This is a genomic window from Halomonas chromatireducens (genome assembly GCF_001545155.1).
GTDB classification, from domain to species: Bacteria; Pseudomonadota; Gammaproteobacteria; order Pseudomonadales; family Halomonadaceae; genus Halomonas; species Halomonas chromatireducens.
This window is the reverse complement of record NZ_CP014226.1, coordinates 2919742-2936182: the sequence shown is the minus strand read 5'-3', so window position 1 is coordinate 2936182 and position 16441 is coordinate 2919742. Positions and strand designations below refer to the sequence as shown.

12 protein-coding genes are annotated in these 16441 nt (G+C 60.0%); 6 read left to right on the top strand and 6 right to left on the bottom strand.

Annotated features, from left to right (window positions below; genetic code table 11):
• Window positions 1-25: 25 nt before the first annotated feature.
• Entirely contained in the window at window positions 26-733 is a 708-nt protein-coding gene (locus LOKO_RS13565) for an RNA polymerase sigma factor FliA (RefSeq protein WP_066450426.1), read from the top strand.
• 28 nt (window positions 734-761) lie between these two features.
• On the opposite strand, the gene LOKO_RS13560 is transcribed toward LOKO_RS13565, so the two are convergent.
• Entirely contained in the window at window positions 762-1964 is a 1203-nt protein-coding gene (locus LOKO_RS13560) for an EAL and HDOD domain-containing protein (RefSeq protein ID WP_083517591.1), read from the bottom strand.
• A gap of 95 nt (window positions 1965-2059) precedes the next feature.
• The gene (locus tag LOKO_RS13555) at window positions 2060-2836 is read right to left on the bottom strand and encodes an EAL domain-containing protein (protein WP_066450419.1); all 777 of its coding nucleotides are present in this window, start codon (window positions 2834-2836) and stop codon (window positions 2060-2062) included.
• Between the two features lie 240 nt (window positions 2837-3076).
• Here LOKO_RS13555 and LOKO_RS13550 point away from each other — a divergent pair, with 240 nt between their 5' ends.
• From LOKO_RS13550 to LOKO_RS13540, 3 genes are all read left to right on the top strand, one after another.
• Window positions 3077-3913, top strand: coding sequence for a motility protein A (locus tag LOKO_RS13550; RefSeq protein WP_066450415.1), 837 nt, complete (start codon window positions 3077-3079; stop codon window positions 3911-3913).
• Window positions 3906-4589, top strand: coding sequence for an OmpA/MotB family protein (locus LOKO_RS13545; RefSeq protein ID WP_066450412.1), 684 nt, complete (start codon window positions 3906-3908; stop codon window positions 4587-4589). The genes LOKO_RS13550 and LOKO_RS13545 overlap by 8 nt, the downstream gene beginning before the upstream one ends.
• Window positions 4590-4677: 88 nt before the next feature.
• Complete coding sequence (locus LOKO_RS13540) at window positions 4678-7344, top strand: bifunctional diguanylate cyclase/phosphodiesterase (RefSeq protein ID WP_158509947.1); 2667 nt, start codon at window positions 4678-4680, stop codon at window positions 7342-7344.
• 22 nt (window positions 7345-7366) lie between these two features.
• Here the strand turns inward: LOKO_RS13540 and argF are convergent, their stop codons facing one another.
• Window positions 7367-8287, bottom strand: a complete 921-nt coding sequence (gene argF / locus LOKO_RS13535) for an ornithine carbamoyltransferase (protein WP_066450408.1) — start codon at window positions 8285-8287, stop codon at window positions 7367-7369.
• Between the two features lie 157 nt (window positions 8288-8444).
• On the opposite strand from argF, the gene grxD reads away from it, so the two are divergent.
• On the top strand, window positions 8445-8798 hold the full coding sequence (grxD, locus tag LOKO_RS13530; RefSeq protein ID WP_066450406.1) for a Grx4 family monothiol glutaredoxin: 354 nt from the start codon (window positions 8445-8447) through the stop codon (window positions 8796-8798).
• A 155-nt stretch (window positions 8799-8953) separates the two neighbouring features.
• On the opposite strand, the gene LOKO_RS13525 is transcribed toward grxD, so the two are convergent.
• The 3 genes from LOKO_RS13525 to rnt form a co-directional block, all read right to left on the bottom strand.
• On the bottom strand, window positions 8954-10942 hold the full coding sequence (locus LOKO_RS13525) for a diguanylate cyclase (protein ID WP_235588866.1): 1989 nt from the start codon (window positions 10940-10942) through the stop codon (window positions 8954-8956).
• Between the two features lie 106 nt (window positions 10943-11048).
• On the bottom strand, window positions 11049-13622 hold the full coding sequence (locus tag LOKO_RS13520) for a sensor domain-containing protein (protein WP_066450403.1): 2574 nt from the start codon (window positions 13620-13622) through the stop codon (window positions 11049-11051).
• A gap of 589 nt (window positions 13623-14211) precedes the next feature.
• A complete protein-coding gene (gene rnt / locus LOKO_RS13515; protein WP_066450400.1) occupies window positions 14212-14877 on the bottom strand; it encodes a ribonuclease T in 666 nt (221 codons plus the stop codon).
• Window positions 14878-15061: 184 nt separating this feature from the next.
• Between rnt and LOKO_RS13510 the strand changes: the two genes are divergently transcribed.
• Complete coding sequence (locus LOKO_RS13510) at window positions 15062-16282, top strand: argininosuccinate synthase (protein WP_066450397.1); 1221 nt, start codon at window positions 15062-15064, stop codon at window positions 16280-16282.
• Window positions 16283-16441 lie beyond the last annotated feature (159 nt).

Below are 16441 nucleotides of genomic sequence, written 5' to 3'. Positions count from 1 at the left end.
GGCTGGCAGCCACGAGAGCAAGCGTATGTACACAGCACGAGGCAAGATAGATCAGGGGGACATGCTGGCGGAGTATCTTCCGCTGGTCAGGCGACAGGCGCTCTCCCTACAGGTGCGCCTACCGGCGAGCATCGAGCTGGATGACCTGATCCAGGCGGGTACGGTCGGGCTGCTTGAAGCCATGGGGCGTTTCGACTCCTCCCAGGGAGCAAGCTTTGCCACCTTTGCCAGCCAGCGCATTCGTGGCGCCATGCTGGATGAGCTCAGAAGCCGGGACTGGCTGCCCCGCAGCGTGAGGCGCAATGCCAGGGCGGTCGATGAGGCCGTCAGGCGGCTGGAGCAGCAACTCGGGCGACATGCCGAGGAGACAGAGATTGCCGCTGAGCTGGACATGGATCTGGCGACGTATCGCCAATTGTTGAACGATACCAACAGCGGGCACTTGCTGCCGTTCGAGGCGTTGCTGGCGGAGGGTGTGGAGCCCGGTATTGCAGACGCCACGGCGGATACGCCTTACAAGCAATTGATCGACCAGCAGAAGCGACAGCAGCTGGTGGAGGGGATCGAGGCGCTACCGGAGCGGGAAAAGCTATTGATGGCGCTCTACTACCAGGAGGAACTGAACCTCAAGGAAATTGGTGTCGTCATGGGCGTGACCGAGTCACGGGTCTGCCAGCTCCACAGCCAGGCGGTCAGCCGGCTTCGCAGCCGGCTGGGCGAACAGGCAGAGTAGCCGGCCCTTTTTCGATAGAGGCATGGCTCTACAGATTGTTCATCAAGGCGCGTGCGCTGGCCAAGGCATCCATGTAGCAGCTGTGCAACTGGTCAGCCGGGATGTCGTTGATGGATTCCTCCACCTGGCGCTCATGATTCTCGCAGAGCGTCAGTACCGCCCCCAAGGGCCCCGCACGCTCCTTTAATGCAGCCAGGATGTGAGGGTTGAGCGGTAGCTGCGCGAGCAAGGTGTCGCGATCTTCCTCGAGCAGGGCATCCATCATCGAAAAGAGACCGGTGGTAAAGGCGTCTTCGGCATCCAGGGTGGGGAAAGGGGCCGACAGGTTGCGGCACATGAATGCTCGGATCAGCGCCATGCGCAGGATGATCCTGGACGACGGCTGGAGGCTGGCTAGGGTCAGTGTAAGAATGAGCCGCCTTAGCTCGATCAGGCCGAGCACCTGCATCGCCCGATATAGATCGATCTCCTTTCCGCCGCGGTTGTAGTAGTTCGAGTTGGCACGCCTCAGTACGGCCACATGAAGGTGAGGTATCTGTACCACGAGTTCCTGAAGACGATGAATGTCACTGTCTTCCTCGTACAGCGCCCGAATCAATCGTATCTGTGCCGCGCGGTTACCGTGTCTCCCCCGGGGAGGGGAGGCGATGAAGCTGGGGCGCGCCAGATAGTGCCCGTTAAAGTAAGCGCAGCCGATCTCGCGATAGCGCTCGAGCTCTTCACGGTCATCGATGTTTTCCACCAGCAGCTTGATGTTACGGGCGGGGAGGCGTTCGAGAGTCTTGGCATCGATGTCATGGGGTGTCGTCACCAGAATGATGTCGGTTCTGGGGAGTAGCGCCTCGAGATACTGCATCACCAAGCTGGCGGGCAGGACGATGCGATAACCCCGTTCCCGCATGTCGTCCAGGCGGACGAGCAGCTTCTCATCCACCTCCGGCATATCGGCGATGCCGATGGCCATGCGCGGTGCCGGGGTAGGAAGCAGCTCCGGGCTGGCGAGCCATGCCATCGGCAGGTCGACGAAGAGCGTTCGCTCAGCCAGAAGGCCGGCATCACCGAGTTCATAAACTGCGCTGGACAGTGCCCGGGCAGTGTCGGCCATCGTGTCATCGGATTCGTTCATGCCACTTTGCCGATAGACCAGGCGGTCCGCCACATGAGCGTGCTCCGTGTCGTGAATCGGATGAAGTGCAATAGTGCAAGGATTGAAATCCGCTTGCTCTGGCATGTTGCTGGGCTCCCTGCTGAGTGAGATCTCACTCAGGACTTTGTCATGATGCGACTTCTGCGCGTATTCGATCGATTGAGGGTCTTGCCACCCAGCTACAGTTCCTGTCTCAGGGTGTGAAGCCGGGGCTCCAGGCCGGTAACCAGGCTCGCCAGGCTGGGGCGGGCATAGTAGAAGCCTTGTTGATGCGTCAATCCGTTGCGCCCCAGCCACAGCGCCTCTTCACGGGTTTCCACGCCCTCGGCGATGAGAGAGATGCCCAGCTCACTGCCAAGCCCGACGATGGCGCGCAGGATGGCCTGCCGGCGTGGGTCGCTGTCGCAGCCATCCACCAGGACACGATCGATCTTGAGTCGGTCCGGGCGAAGGTCGGTGAGCAGGTCCAGGTTGGCGAAGCCATTGCCGAAGTCATCGAGGGCGGTGGCAAACCCCATGCTGCGGTAGGCCTCGATGATGCCACGGAGATGCTCCTGGCTGCGGACCTTCTCGGTCTCGGTGATTTCAAAGACCAGCCGGTCGGTCGGCCAGCCCACCTTGGCAGCGATGGCCAGGGTCGCCTGGATACAGGCGGAAGGTTCGTAGACGGCATTGGGCAGGAAATTGATCGACAGGTCCTCGCTCATGCCCAGTTGGCTGGCGATCTCGATGGCCCGGACGCGGCAAGCCTGGTCGAAGCGGTAGAGCAGCTTGGGCGTGACCTGGGACAGGATGCTGTAGGCTGACTCGCCCGCTGGGCCGCGCACCAGGGCTTCATGGGTGGTGACGCGGGCGCTGGCAAGGTCCACGATCGGCTGGAAGGCCATGGTGAATTCGAATGGAAGCGGTCCGTCGCAGATGACGCAGCGTCCATCCTTTTCGGCGCATTGATGCATGGAGACTCCCATCGTCTCTGTCGGCTGTGGGGACCGGATTCCCCGTTACCTGTTACATCGGCAGACACGGCCGAAACTTGAGTCCCGTGTCTGCCCATGCTGAACGCTGCATACTTTGGAGGGTCAGCGAATTGCTTGACATAGATCATGTGCGGCCCGCTTCTCTGCAGCTCGCACCTCAAGTTTCGGCCTATCCCGCCGATTGATGCCCTAGACTCGAAGCCCCTATCAGGAGCCTGCATGAATCCTTCAACCATCATCGGTATGTTCGCCAGCGTCATTCTGCTGGTCAGCGTACTCTTCTTCACCGCCGAGTCGCCACAGAGTTTTCTTAACCTTCCCGGGCTTGCCATCGTATTGGCCGGCACCATGGCGGCCACCTTCATCAGCTATCCGCTGAAGGAGGTCGTTCGGGTGGTTCGTCTGGTGGGGCTGGTGTTTCGGCGCGAGAACACCTACATGCGAGATGACATCAAGGAGCTGGTGGATATCTCGCGGCTGTGGTTCAAGGGGGATGTCCGAGCCGTGGAGGAGGCTCTGGAAAAGGCGCGCAACCCCTTCCTGCGTACCGGCATCCAACTGGTGATAGCCAACACCAAGGAAGACGAAATCTTCGACCTGCTGCGCTGGCGCATCGCCCGACTCAAGGCGCGCGAGCATGCCGAGGCGCAGATATTCCGCACAATGGCCACTTACGCACCGGCCTTCGGCATGATCGGCACCTTGGTGGGGCTGGTGAACATGCTGGAGGTCATGGAGGCCGGCGATCTCCACGTCATCGGCCCTCGCATGGCCATCGCCCTGCTCACGACCTTCTACGGCATCCTGCTGGCCAACCTCGTCTTCAAGCCTATTGCTGTGAAGCTCGAGCGACGCACAGAAGAGCGTCTCATCGCCATGAACATGGTCTTCGAGGGCATCTCGTTGATCACCAAGCGGCGCCTGCCCTCCTTCATTGAAGAGACGCTCAACTCCTTCGTTGCGAATTATCATGACGAGATTCGCGATCCCATTGTCTCCGATCGTACGCGTGGAGAGGGCGAGGGTACCGGAAAAGGAAAGGGGCAGAATGCTTGATCGCGGTATGCGTGACATGCTCGCCCCTCCGACGGTAGAGGGCGATAGCGATGGCTGGCTGATGAGCTATCTCGATGTCCTTACGCTGCTCATCACCCTGTTTGTCTTGCTGCTCTCACTGGCAGGGAACGGTCTGGCCATCCAGGGCAGCCGGCATGGCGGCGATAGCGCTGCTTTCATCACCCCCCAGGCCGAAGCGGCGGCTCGCATGGTGGCAGGCTCCGGACTCAAGCCGCGCCATGATGGCCTGCAGCCGCAATTCTCCGGACTCGATATCGAGGGCATCAGCATGGCAGAGGGGCAGCAGGGCATTACGCTGCGTATCGATGACAACCTGCTGTTTTCCAGCGGCCAGGCGGACCTGACTTCTCAGGGGCGCGAGGTGCTGGGTCGGCTGCGTGAGCTGCTGCAATCCTTCGATGGCGACGTCTCGGTGGAGGGGCATACCGACAGCATTCCCATTGCCACGGCACGCTTTCCCTCCAACTGGGAGCTCTCGTCGGCGCGGGCCATCGCCGTGCTGCGGTACCTGGCCGAACTGGGCGTCGATATCGAGCGCCTGCGCGCGGTGGGCTATGCCGAGACCCGTCCCCTGGCAAGCAACGAGACGGCGGAGGGGCGCGCCGAGAACCGCCGGGTGGAGCTCCTGCTGAAGCAGGAGCTGGGTGCGCAGTGACGGAAGGCGAGACGATCTTACGGGCTCTCGAGCAATGATTCATGCTCGAAATCAGCCACGGCGGCGCTGGTCGGCATTGCAGGCCTCCATGATCTATACCATGGCGGTCACTCTAGTGCTGCTTGTCATTGTCTGGGCCTTGAAGGAGCGCCATGACCGCGAGCTGGATGCTGCCGAGGGTCGTGTGCTGGCACAGGCAGAGCTTATGGCGGAGTGGGCTTCAGGCACCTTCAACAGCACCGACAACACGCTGAGCGGCCTGGCCAACCTCTTTGCCCTCTCCATCGATGGCGATATCGATCAACGCTTCGCCAGGGCCTTTGAATCCCTGGTCTCTCAGCGCCAGCAGAGCCTGCCTTTCCTGGATGCGCTCGGCATCATCAGTCATACCGGTGAGACACTCTATACGATTGGAAACCCTGGGTTCCCGGGACATGACATGGAGGAGCGTGCCTTCATACGCAGGTTTCTTCAGGACTACGACCAAAGCCACTCCGATAGCTATTGGAATCCGGAGTCGGGCGATCATCGCATGCTCTACCTGAGGCGCATGTTCGATGCCGACGGGTTTTTCCTCGGTGTTGCGGCGGCACGACTGGATCTCTTCTTCTTGACCCATGCGCTTCAGCGGCTGACGCTTGATCCTGGCGAGAGTATCGCCTTCATCGACGGCAACCTGCGCCTGATCGCCCGGCGGCCGGATCTGGAGAGCCTGCCCATGACACAGGCGCTGGGCATGCAGGTCGATGCTCCGGCGGTAGCTGAACTCATTGCCGGCGATCGAAGTGGGGCCGTTACCATTCGCTCGCCATTGGCCGGGGACAGCCGGATCTTCGGTATCGGGCGAGTCGAGGGCATGCCGATCGTGGCCGCCGTGGGCTTCAGCGTACGCAGCGTGCTCGCTTCGTGGTATCAGCAAGTGGTGATACTGACCTTCGGCTGGCTACTGACTGCGGCACTCGGCCTGCTGATCTTGCTTCACTACCTGCGCCTTTCTCGCACGGAGGCAGAGCTTCAGTGCAGCGAACAGGCGCTGCGGCAGATCAACCACTCCCTGCAGGCGGAACTGCGCATCGCCGATATGGCGTTCGAGACGCACCTTGGCATGTTCATCACCGACGCCGACGGCATCATTCGTAAGGTCAATGTCACCTTCGAACGCATCACCGGTTACAGTGCCGATGAAGTGCTGGGTGAGAATCCGCGGCTGCTCAACTCCGGTCGCCATGATGCATCTTTCTACCGTGAGATGTGGGGCAGCATTCATGAGAAAGGCAGCTGGCAGGGTGAGGTCTGGAACCGGCGCAAGAACGGCGATACCTACCCGCAGTGGGTCACCATCAGTGCGGTAAAGGATGTGCAGGGGGAGGTCACCCACTATGTGGCGACGATCAGCGACCTGACGCACCGCAAGGCGGCCGAGCAGGAGGCGCATCGGCTGGCCTTCTTTGATCCGCTGACGGGGTTGCCCAATCGTCGCATGTTGCTGGACAGGCTGGCGGAGGCGCTCGAAGCGTCACGGCAGAGCGAACAGCAGAGCGTCTTGCTGTTCATCGACCTGGATGGTTTCAAGCATATCAATGACAGCCTGGGCCATCAGCTTGGCGACGAACTCCTGCAGCTCATGGCCAGGCGCATCCAGGCGGTCAGTCGCGATGTCGATCTGGTGGCCCGCCTTGGGGGAGACGAGTTCGTGATCCTGGCGGAGAGCCTGGGCGAGACTATCGACGGAACCTCGCAGGCGGCGGAGCGCCTGGCAACCAAGCTGCTGGGCAAGCTGACACAGCCCTGCTGGTTGGGCGAGCGTCGACACCTGCTCTCCGGGAGCATCGGCATCACCCTGCTCGGCGATGGTGTCGGGCGAGCGGAGGAGTGCCTGCAGCAGGCGGAGATGGCCATGTACCAGGCGAAGCAGGCGGGCCGCAATACGCTGCGTTTCTTCGATCCCGTGATGCAGGCGGTGGCGGTGCGACGCGCCATGATCGAGTCGGACCTGCGCCAGGCAGCCAGGCGCGATGAGCTGAAACTCTTCTATCAGATCCAGGTGGACGGCAAGTCGCAGGTGACCGGAGTCGAGGCGCTGCTGCGCTGGGAGCACCCGGAGCACGGCATGATTCCGCCGAATGATTTCATCCCTGTGGCTGAAGAGAGCTACCTGATCGTTTCCATCGGCAATTGGGTGCTGGAGACGGCCTGCCGACAGTTGGCGAGGTGGGCCAGTGATCCCCGAACTGCCGAGCTGACCATGGCAATCAATATCAGCCCGCTGCAGTTCCAGCAGCCGGATTTCGTGGCCAGTCTCTCGGCGGTACTCGAGACCACCGGTGCGCGGCCGGAGCGGTTGAAGCTGGAGCTGACCGAGACGCTGTTCATGGAGGAACCCGAGGCGGTGCGCGAGACGATGCGGCGGGTTCAGGCCATGGGGGTGTGCTTCTCGCTGGACGACTTCGGCACCGGCTACTCATCCCTTTCCTATCTCAGCTGCCTGCCGCTCGACCAGCTCAAGATTGATCAATCCTTCGTACGCACCCTGTTCCAGGATGTGTCGAATGAGATGATCTGCGCCACGATCATCAGCCTTGGGCGCAATCTGGGGCTGGAGGTCATCGCCGAGGGCGTGGAAACCCAGGCGCATCGCGACTGGCTGGAGGCCCACGGCTGCCATGCCTACCAGGGCTATCTCTATTCGCGGCCACTGCCCATCCATGCGTTGACAGGGCTGCTCGAGTCATCCACCTGTGCCGCCGGGCGCTGAGCCGGCGGCACAGGCGGGCCGGTCAGTCCTCCCCCCGCCCCAGCAGCAGGAACTCGATCAATGCCTTCTGGGCATGCAGGCGATTGCCGGCTTCCTGCCATACCACGCTGCGCGGGTCATCTAGCAGGGTCTCGCTGATCTCTTCGCCACGGTGGGCCGGCAGGCAGTGCAGGAACAGCACGTCGTGACCGGCCCGGTCGAGCAGGGCCTCGCTGACCTGGTAGCCGGCGAAGTCCGCTTCACGCTTGGCCTGTTCCTCCTCCTGACCCATGGAGGCCCAGACATCGGTGGTGATCAGGTCGGCATCGACAACGGCCTGCTGGGGGTCATGCAGAACGCTGACGCGATCGCCGGCGGCATCGAGAATGTCCTGGCGTGGTTCATAACCTTTGGGGCAGCAGATGCGCAGCTGGAAATCGAACTGCCGCGCGGCGTTGATCCAGGAGTGGCACATGTTGTTGCCGTCTCCGACCCATACGGCGGTGCGCCCCTTGACGCTGCCGCGCAGTTCGGTCCAGGTCATCACGTCGGCCAGCAATTGGCACGGATGGTAGTCGTCGGAGAGCGCATTGATGACCGGCACCGAACTGGCGGCAGCGAAAGCCTCCAGCCCCTCATGGGAGAAGGTGCGGATCATGACCGCATCGACCATTTCGGCCAGTACCCGTGCGGTATCCTCTATGGGCTCACCCCGGCCAAGCTGGGTATCGCGGGGAGAGAGGAACAGCGCATGGCCGCCGAACTGCGCCATGGCGGTCTCGAAGGAGACGCGGGTGCGGGTCGAGGATTTCTCAAAAATCATCGCCAGGGTGCGGTTGGTGAAGGGTGAGTAAGTTGGCCCCTGCGCACGCAGGCGGTTCTTGATCGTGATGGCGCGTTGGATCAGGTAGTGGAGCTCTTCCGGGCTCAGGTCCAGCAGGGTCAGGAAATGGCGTGTCGCCATGGGGATCTCTCCGCGCGAAAAAACCCCCATCCTATCCAGCCCGTAGGGGATGCGCAATGCGCCCGTCATCAGTAGAATGAGGTCATGAGCAAAAGCTGAGCGTCGTGGTCGGGTATTTTGCGGCGCCGTCAGTACCATTGATCCAACAGGAGCGCACATGAGCACCACCCTCGAGAACATTCAGCGCCAGATCAGCGAAAACCCCATCCTGATCTACATGAAGGGCACCCCGCAGTTGCCCCAGTGCGGCTTCTCCGCCCAGACCGTACAGGCACTGATGGCCTGCGGAGAGCGTTTTGCCTTCGTCAATATCCTGGATAACCCGGATATCCGCACCGAGCTGCCCAAATATGCCAACTGGCCGACCTTCCCGCAGCTGTGGGTCGAAGGCGAGCTGGTCGGCGGTTGCGACATCGTCGGCGAGATGCACCAGAACGGTGAGCTGGAGACCCTTATCAAGGCTGCGGCGGCACGTGCCAAGGAGCAGGAAGAACAAGGCGGTAACGCCTGATCGGTTAGTGTCTTGGACAGTCACTTGGGATAGTCGACAAGGACCCGCGAGGCGAACTCGCGGGTCCTTGACGTTCCGGCCGGGCCTGTGTGGGCGCTTTCTCTGCAAGCGCCCTACGTTGACGATCCGGGGATACGTACGCTCACCAGCCCAGTTCAGTCAGCCATGCCGTTCTGCCAGTTCACCTGGTTGCGACCTTGCTCCTTGGCCAGATAAAGCCCCCTATCGGCACGCTTGATTGCCGGCTTCAGTGAAGGCTCATCGGCCATCACCAACGTCACGCCCAAGGAGGCGGTGTAATTGAGCTTCCTCCCTGCGTTGAGTTCGTGGTCAACCTCTACCGGTGAGGTCTCAAGTGCCTGGCGGAGTCGCTCGGCTACCTGAAGGGCCTGATGCTGGGTGGTATCAGGGAGCAGGACGGCAAATTCCTCGCCGCCCATCCGGCACAGCACATCGCCCTCACGAAGCTGTTCCTTGGCCGTCCTGGCGAAAGCCTGCAGGACAATGTCCCCTACGTCATGGCCGTATTCGTCATTGATACGCTTGAAGTGATCCAGATCGATGACGATCAGGCCAAGCGGAGCTCCACTGCGTCGTGCTCGGGCTATCTCCATGGCCGCCTGATCTTGAAGAAAACGGCGGTTACCCAGCCCTGTCAGTGGGTCTGTCATGGCCTGTTGTGCCAGTGTCTCTTCCATCTTCTTGCGTTCGCTCAGGTCGAAGACCATTGCCCTAGAATGCACGAAGCCGTGAGCAGCGATGTACGCCGTGGCCTGGATGATAACGGGAAGCCGCTCCCCGCTACGCGTGAGCAGTGCGCATTCGGCCGATCCCTCCTGATCCGGACCCAGGACGCCCTGAAAGGCAGTGTCGAAGGCATCGCGAGTCTCGGGAGTGATGAAATCCCGATACAGTCGCTTGTCTATTACCTCAGCAGCGCTGTATCCCAGCCAATTGAGTTCGGTTCGATTGATTTTGACCACCCGGCCATCACTATCCAGTGAATGGTAGCCACAGGGCGCGTTCTCGTAGAGATCTCTGACATCATGAGCATATTGATGCGCCTCGTGGGAAAGCCGCTGCGTTCGGTGCCTCAGCCTCTGCTGCCGATGGTAGCTGATTGCCCAGAACACACCGAAGGTGATCGACAGTACGTAAAGCAGCAGGGTGATCAGTAGTGGTGTGACATCTTCCGCGAGAAGCTCGCCAAGGCTGGGCTTTTCAATGATGACGCCGAGTTGCCAGGGATCCCGCCCCGGTTGGCTGACTACCATGCCGGCCAGGCTTTGGTAGTGGTAGGTGCGGGTATCGTACGCACTGAATATGACCAGTCGGTTGCTGAGTGTTGTTTTGCCACGATGGCGTAACTGGAGGGCTTCCCAGACCTCGGGTGAGTCAGTCGCGAAGCTGCCGCCGAAGGAGAGCGGCCCCTGTGTTTCGGTAAGTAGCCAGGATCCCTCTGAATCCACCATAAAGGGATGACCCCAAGCATCCATGGCCAGATTCTGTTCAATGTCGGCGGCCAGGTACTCCCAATCCAGCGTGAATCGCAGAACACCTTTGCGAGTGCCCTCCGTATCGAAAACCGGCGTCGTGATATCCATCACAGCGATGCCAACCGTATGACCACTCTCATGTGGCAAATGACGGCGAGGTGGGGAGATGTAGAGATCACGAGGTGCAAGTGTCATCGCCTCCTGGAAGAAGATAGCGGTGACATGGTTTTCTGCCTGGGCTAGTGGATCATGGCCGACGCGCAGCAATTCTCGCCCGTCGAGGTCTATCAAGCTGAACTGGGTGTAGCGGACATAATGAGGCAACAACGTATCGAGCAAGGTGTGAAGTTGGGCTGCGGTGATCTGTTGCATCTCCTCCTGAAACGGAGACCGGGCGACTCCCACGCCACTGAGGTAACGCTTGAGCAATGGCATTTCGGCCGTTGCCAAAAGATGGTTGATGCTGGCGTTGACTTCTCTCTTCAATGATCTTTCGCCAGCTTCAATCTTGGCGTTGGCTATGGATATCGTGCTATCGAGACGAGCATCAAGGTGTGCCTGGAAAATTGGATACAGGGTGGCCGTTACGAGAATCACTGGCACCGTGACAGCCATGATCAAGCGGGCGGCAAGCAGCTTGAATGTCACCGGCGAGTCTCCTTGGCGATAGCTTGAAAAGGGAAAAGCGATACATGCTTCTTATAGGGAAAAATACCGTTTCCCTTGATTTTCCGTGACTTGGTCCCGTGTGCCATCAAGCAGGGTCAACGGGTAGAAGGTCAGGCAGGGCTCGGAGGCTTTCCAGCGGCATTGGCTTGGCGAAGTGGAATCCTTGAAGCAGGTCACACCCGCGCCGGATAAGATCTTGCTGCTGTTCATGTTCTTCGACACCTTCGGCCACCACCACCAGGCCCATGTGATGGGCCATGGCGATGATGCCTTGAACGATGGCCGCATTGCTGTGGTTGGTGAGCATGTCACGAATAAAAGCACGGTCCAGCTTGATCTTGTGGATAGGCAGGTCCCGCAGGTAGCTGAGACTGGAGAAACCAGTGCCGAAATCGTCGATGGCAACCGTGATGTTCATGCCACGAAGGGTCCGGATCATTTCGATGGCCTGTTTGGCCCCCCCCAGAAGAATGCTCTCGGTCATCTCCAACTCCAGCAGTTCGCTCGGGAGGCCGGTCTCGTCCAGAATGCGTCGTAGCTCATCGAGGAAACCGTCACGGCGGAACTGCAGCGACGAGATGTTGACGGCCACTGGAAACACGCGTTCGCCTTTGGCGTGAAGGTCGGCCAGGTTCTGGCAAGCCTGTCGAAGTACCCAGCGGCCCAGCGGTATGATCTGGCCTGTCTGCTCGGCGATAGGGATGAAAATTCCAGGCGACACCAGCCCATGTCTTGGATGGTGCCACCTGACCAACGCTTCGACGCTGCGGATCCGACCACTGACGGCATCCACGATGGGTTGGTAATAAAGCTCGAACTGGTTTTCGCATAGCGCAGTATAAAGGTCATGACGTAGCAGCGCGTGCTCGCTGATGTTTCGCCTTTCATCTCCTTCATACCACTGCCAGGTGTTGCGTCCCTGCTGTTTGGCCGCTTCCACAGCAATATCAGCGTGCTGTAGCAACTCATGGGCCTGATGAACATCCTCATCATTACTGGCAATCCCAATGCTGGTGCTGATATGCAAGGGACGCCCTTTGATGTCGAACGGGCGCTCCAAAGCTGAAAGTATCTGCTCAGCGGTGGCTTCCGCTTCGTCTCGGCACTTGAAGTCGGGCATCAGGAAGACGAACTCGTCTCCGGTGAGGCGTGCCAGGGTGTCGTTGGCGCCAAGCAATAGACGAAGACGATCGGCCACCGCCATCAGCAGTTGGTTGCCGATGGCGTGGCCCAAGCCGTCGTTGATTGCCTTGAAGCCATCAAGGTCGAGATACATCACCGCCAGCAAGCTCTGATCGCGCTTGCTCAAGCGAAAGTCCTGCTCGAGGAGAACCTCCAGCGCCGACCGGTTGGGCAAGTCAGTGAGCAGGTCGTGGGTGGCTTGATAAGCAATTCGGGCTTCCTGGTTTCGGTCTCGGGTGATGTCTACCATGGTGCCGATGAAGTGGGAGCAGCTGCCTGTCTCGTCGAAAACTGGGCTGATAGCCAGCCGATTCCAGAACGGCGTACCATCCTTGCGATAATTGACCAGCGTGACTTGAACGCTATTGCAGCTCGACAGGGCTTGCCGGATCGCCTCGACGTCGCCAGGGCGGGTATCATTGCCTTGCAGGAAGCGGCAGTTCATGCCGAGCACTTCGTCCAATGCATATCCCGTCAGCTGACTAAAGGCCTCATTGGCATAGACGAGGGGCATGTCTGGCTGGGTGGCATCAGCCATGAGAACCCCATTGGGGCTGGCCTCGATGCCCCGCTGGAGCAGACGTAGCTCGGATTGCTGACGCTTGCGCTGAGTGATGTCATGGCAAATGCCGTAGACGCCCACGATTTCGCCGTCGACCATCACTGGGAAGTTGGTCACTTCGAGGTGATAAGGGTGTCCTTCCGCATGGGTGCCCACGGTTTCGTATTGACGTGAAGTACCGGCCATGGCCGCATCGAAGGCCTCCTGGGTCAGCTCGCGGTGGTCGGCATCCACAAATTCGTTGAAGTGACGGCCAACAAGGGCCTTCTCGGGATAGCCCGTGATCCATTCCAGGGCGATATTGCCGCGCTGGAACTTGCCCTCTAGATCGAATTCATAGACCCCATGGGGATGGTTCACGAACAGCGAGCGGTGCCACTCGGACAGCGTTCGGTGATGACGGCTGTCGCGATCCTTGATAATCGCCAGGGCGACCAGGGCCGCGGCTTGGCGAAGTCGTCTCTTGCTCATTTCGCTGGGAGCGCTGGCCTCCTTGAAATACGTGCCGAATGTTCCCAGAAGTTCGCCCTTCGCGGTGACCACCGGGCTCGACCAGCAGGCACGAAGTCCCTCGGCAGAAGCCGCACTGCGGAAGCGCTCCCAACGCGAGTCAGTCTGGATGTCCTCCGTGATGACCTGCCGGCAAAGATAAGCGGCCGCCCCGAAAGAGGCCGCTGCAGTGCCGATAGGAACATTCTGGAGCCGCTCGAAATAGTTCCGAGAGAAGCGATGACTGGGAAACAGGCTGAGAGAGCAGCGCGTCGGGTCGTAACGCATGAAGGCCACCACCGCCCCGGGGAACTGGATGGCGATCCAATGGGCAATCGCTTCAAGGGTCTTCTCCAGCGGGGCCTGCTGGGCAATGAGTTCATGGACGCCCTGCTGGGCTTCCAGCAGGCTGAGTTCGTCGGTCACTTCAATATCTCCAGCAGTGTTAATGCTCTCCCTCGGGTGAGCATCCCAGGGGGCCCCATCAGGCCTCAGGGTAAGCAAATTGTGAGGTCAAAAGATCCTCTAATACTGCATTGGAGAATGAGTAAAGTAGGAATCACTTAACTGTGCCAACGTTCCTGTGACTGAGAAAAATGCCTTCTTTCAGTGCGTTGGTCAGGAATGGATTGTTGGCGTTATTGATGAGGGTTTCATTCGATTCAGGTATGAAATGAAATTGCAACAGTCAATTGCTGGGCTTATTGTCATTGCTGGTTTAATTAATGCTTATTAAGCGTGGTGTTCTTGGGTGTTTTTCTAACTTAACTTTGGCTATGGTAGATGCTAGACGATTTCAGAATACTCTTAATCAAAGTGACCTGCATCAAATTAATGTCAAATATATCTATGAGTGTATTGAACTGATGGCGTTTTAAGTGTTTGGCTCGGCCTTCGTCGTTGCGACAGCAGGAAGACAGGGTGGCAACGGCTGACCTGCCGGCTGACACTTTGGGCAGTCGCTTTGGATCGTCGACAAGGACCCGCGAGGTGAATTTGCGGGTCTGTGTCGTTTCTAGAATTCCTCCAGCCCCTGCTCCCGCTGTGCCAGGGCCCAGCCGCCGAGATCCTTGTAGCGATTGACGATGGCGCAGAAGAGTTCGGCGGTACGCTCGGTATCGTAGCGCGCCGAGTGGGCTTCCTGGTTGTCGAAGGCGATGCCAGCGGCGCGACACGCCCTGGCCAGTACCGTCTGGCCGTAGATGAGGCCTGACAGGGTCGCGGTATCGAAACTGGAAAAGGGGTGGAAGGGGTTGCGCTTGATGCCGCAGCGAGCGACGGCGGCATTGAGAAAACCGTGATCGAAGGCGGCATTGTGGCCCACCAGCACGGCCCGGGTGCAGCCATGGGACTTGATCGACTTTCGCACCGGCCTGAAGATCTCACCCAGTGCGTCGGATTCGCTGAGAGCGACACGCTGGCGCAGCGGGTCGTCGAGCTTGATGCCGGTAAAGTCGAGAGCCGACTGCTCCACGTTGGCGCCCGTGAAAGGCTGCACATGAAACGCGTAGGTGGCGTCCGGGATCAGGTTGCCTTCCGGATCCATGGTCAGCGTTACCGCGGCGATCTCGAGTATGGCGTCGCGTTCGGCATTGAAACCACCGGTTTCCAGGTCTACCACCACGGGCAGGAAGCTCCGGAAGCGCTGGGCCATCAGCTCGCGGGCGATCGCTTCACTCATGCGCCTCTCCTTATCGTGAGCATCGTGTTCCTTATTGGTCGGCTCGAAAGAAGTCGGGGCCAGGCCCCGCCGAATCCGCGAAAGTCTAGCAGTTTGCCGCTCGCACGTCCCGCCGCCGGTATTCGCCGGGCAACAGCCACGCTATACTTGACGGCTTATGATGCTTACCAGAAAGGAGCCCCGAATGTCCGATGTCAAGAAGGTCGTGCTTGCCTATTCCGGCGGGCTGGACACATCCGTCATCGTCAAGTGGTTGCAGGAAACCTACAGCTGCGAGGTCGTGACCTTTACCGCCGACATCGGTCAGGGCGAGGAAGTCGAGCCGGCACGCACCAAGGCCGAGGCCCTGGGCGTCAAGGAGATCTACATCGAGGACCTGCGCGAGGAGTTCGTTCGCGACTACGTCTACCCGATGTTCCGTGCCAACACCATTTACGAAGGCGAGTACCTGCTGGGCACCTCCATTGCACGACCGCTGATCGCCCGGCGCCTGATCGAGATTGCCAACGAGACCGGCGCCGACGCCATCTCCCACGGCGCCACCGGCAAGGGCAACGACCAGGTGCGCTTCGAGCTGGGCGCCTACGCGCTCAAGCCCGGGGTCAAGGTCATTGCACCCTGGCGCGAGTGGGACCTGACGTCCCGCGAAAAGCTGATGGCCTACTGTGAGCAGCACGACATCCCGGTCGATTTCTCCAAGAGCAAGAAGAAGTCGCCGTACTCCATGGATGCCAACCTGCTGCACATCTCCTACGAGGGCGGCATCCTCGAAGACCCCTGGGCCGAGGCGGAAGAGGACATGTGGCGCTGGAGCGTCTCGCCAGAGGCGGCGCCCGACCAGCCCACCTACGTCGAGCTCACCTATGAGCGCGGCGACATCGTCGCCCTCGACGGCAAGGCCATGATGCCCCACGAGGTGCTCGAGACACTCAACAAGCTGGGTGGCGACAATGGCATCGGTCGTCTCGATATCGTCGAGAACCGCTATGTCGGCATGAAGTCCCGTGGCTGCTACGAGACACCGGGCGGCACCATCATGCTCAAGGCTCACCGGGCCATCGAGTCGATCACCCTGGACCGTGAAGAGGCGCACCTCAAGGATGAGCTGATGCCCAAGTACGCCAAGGTGATCTACAACGGCTACTGGTGGAGCCCGGAGCGCCGCATGCTCCAGGCCGCCATCGACGAGACCCAGAAGAACGTCTCCGGCGTGGTGCGCATCAAGCTCTACAAGGGCAGTGCCAGCGTGGTCGGGCGCAAGTCGGAGCAGTCGCTGTTCGACGAATCCATCGCCACCTTCGAGGACGATGCCGGCGCCTACGACCAGAAGGATGCCGAGGGCTTCATCAAGCTCAACGCCCTGCGCCTGCGTATCGCTGCCGGTAAGGGCCGCAAGCAGGACTAAGGAAACGCTGATTTATTACTGCGCTCGATATCTTGGCCGCCAGCGGTGCTCGAAATCCTCACCTAGTACTGCATAGGCTCCGGTTTCTGTGCTCCGGTGGCGGCCAACCTCTCTTCGCTCGCAACATAAATCAGGCGTTCCCTGAAAGGATGCCTGTGG

Excerpts from the sequence above, each read along its gene's own strand:
- LOKO_RS13565 (WP_066450426.1), top strand. The coding sequence starts at position 26 with ATGTACACAGCACGAGGCAAGATAGATCAGGGGGACATGCTGGCGGAG.
- LOKO_RS13560 (WP_083517591.1), bottom strand. The coding sequence starts at position 1,964 with ATGCCAGAGCAAGCGGATTTCAATCCTTGCACTATTGCACTTCATCCG.
- LOKO_RS13555 (WP_066450419.1), bottom strand. The coding sequence starts at position 2,836 with ATGCATCAATGCGCCGAAAAGGATGGACGCTGCGTCATCTGCGACGGA.
- LOKO_RS13550 (WP_066450415.1), top strand. The coding sequence starts at position 3,077 with ATGAATCCTTCAACCATCATCGGTATGTTCGCCAGCGTCATTCTGCTG.
- LOKO_RS13545 (WP_066450412.1), top strand. The coding sequence starts at position 3,906 with ATGCTTGATCGCGGTATGCGTGACATGCTCGCCCCTCCGACGGTAGAG.
- LOKO_RS13540 (WP_158509947.1), top strand. The coding sequence starts at position 4,678 with ATGATCTATACCATGGCGGTCACTCTAGTGCTGCTTGTCATTGTCTGG.
- argF (WP_066450408.1), bottom strand. The coding sequence starts at position 8,287 with ATGGCGACACGCCATTTCCTGACCCTGCTGGACCTGAGCCCGGAAGAG.
- grxD (WP_066450406.1), top strand. The coding sequence starts at position 8,445 with ATGAGCACCACCCTCGAGAACATTCAGCGCCAGATCAGCGAAAACCCC.
- rnt (WP_066450400.1), bottom strand. The coding sequence starts at position 14,877 with ATGAGTGAAGCGATCGCCCGCGAGCTGATGGCCCAGCGCTTCCGGAGC.
- LOKO_RS13510 (WP_066450397.1), top strand. The coding sequence starts at position 15,062 with ATGTCCGATGTCAAGAAGGTCGTGCTTGCCTATTCCGGCGGGCTGGAC.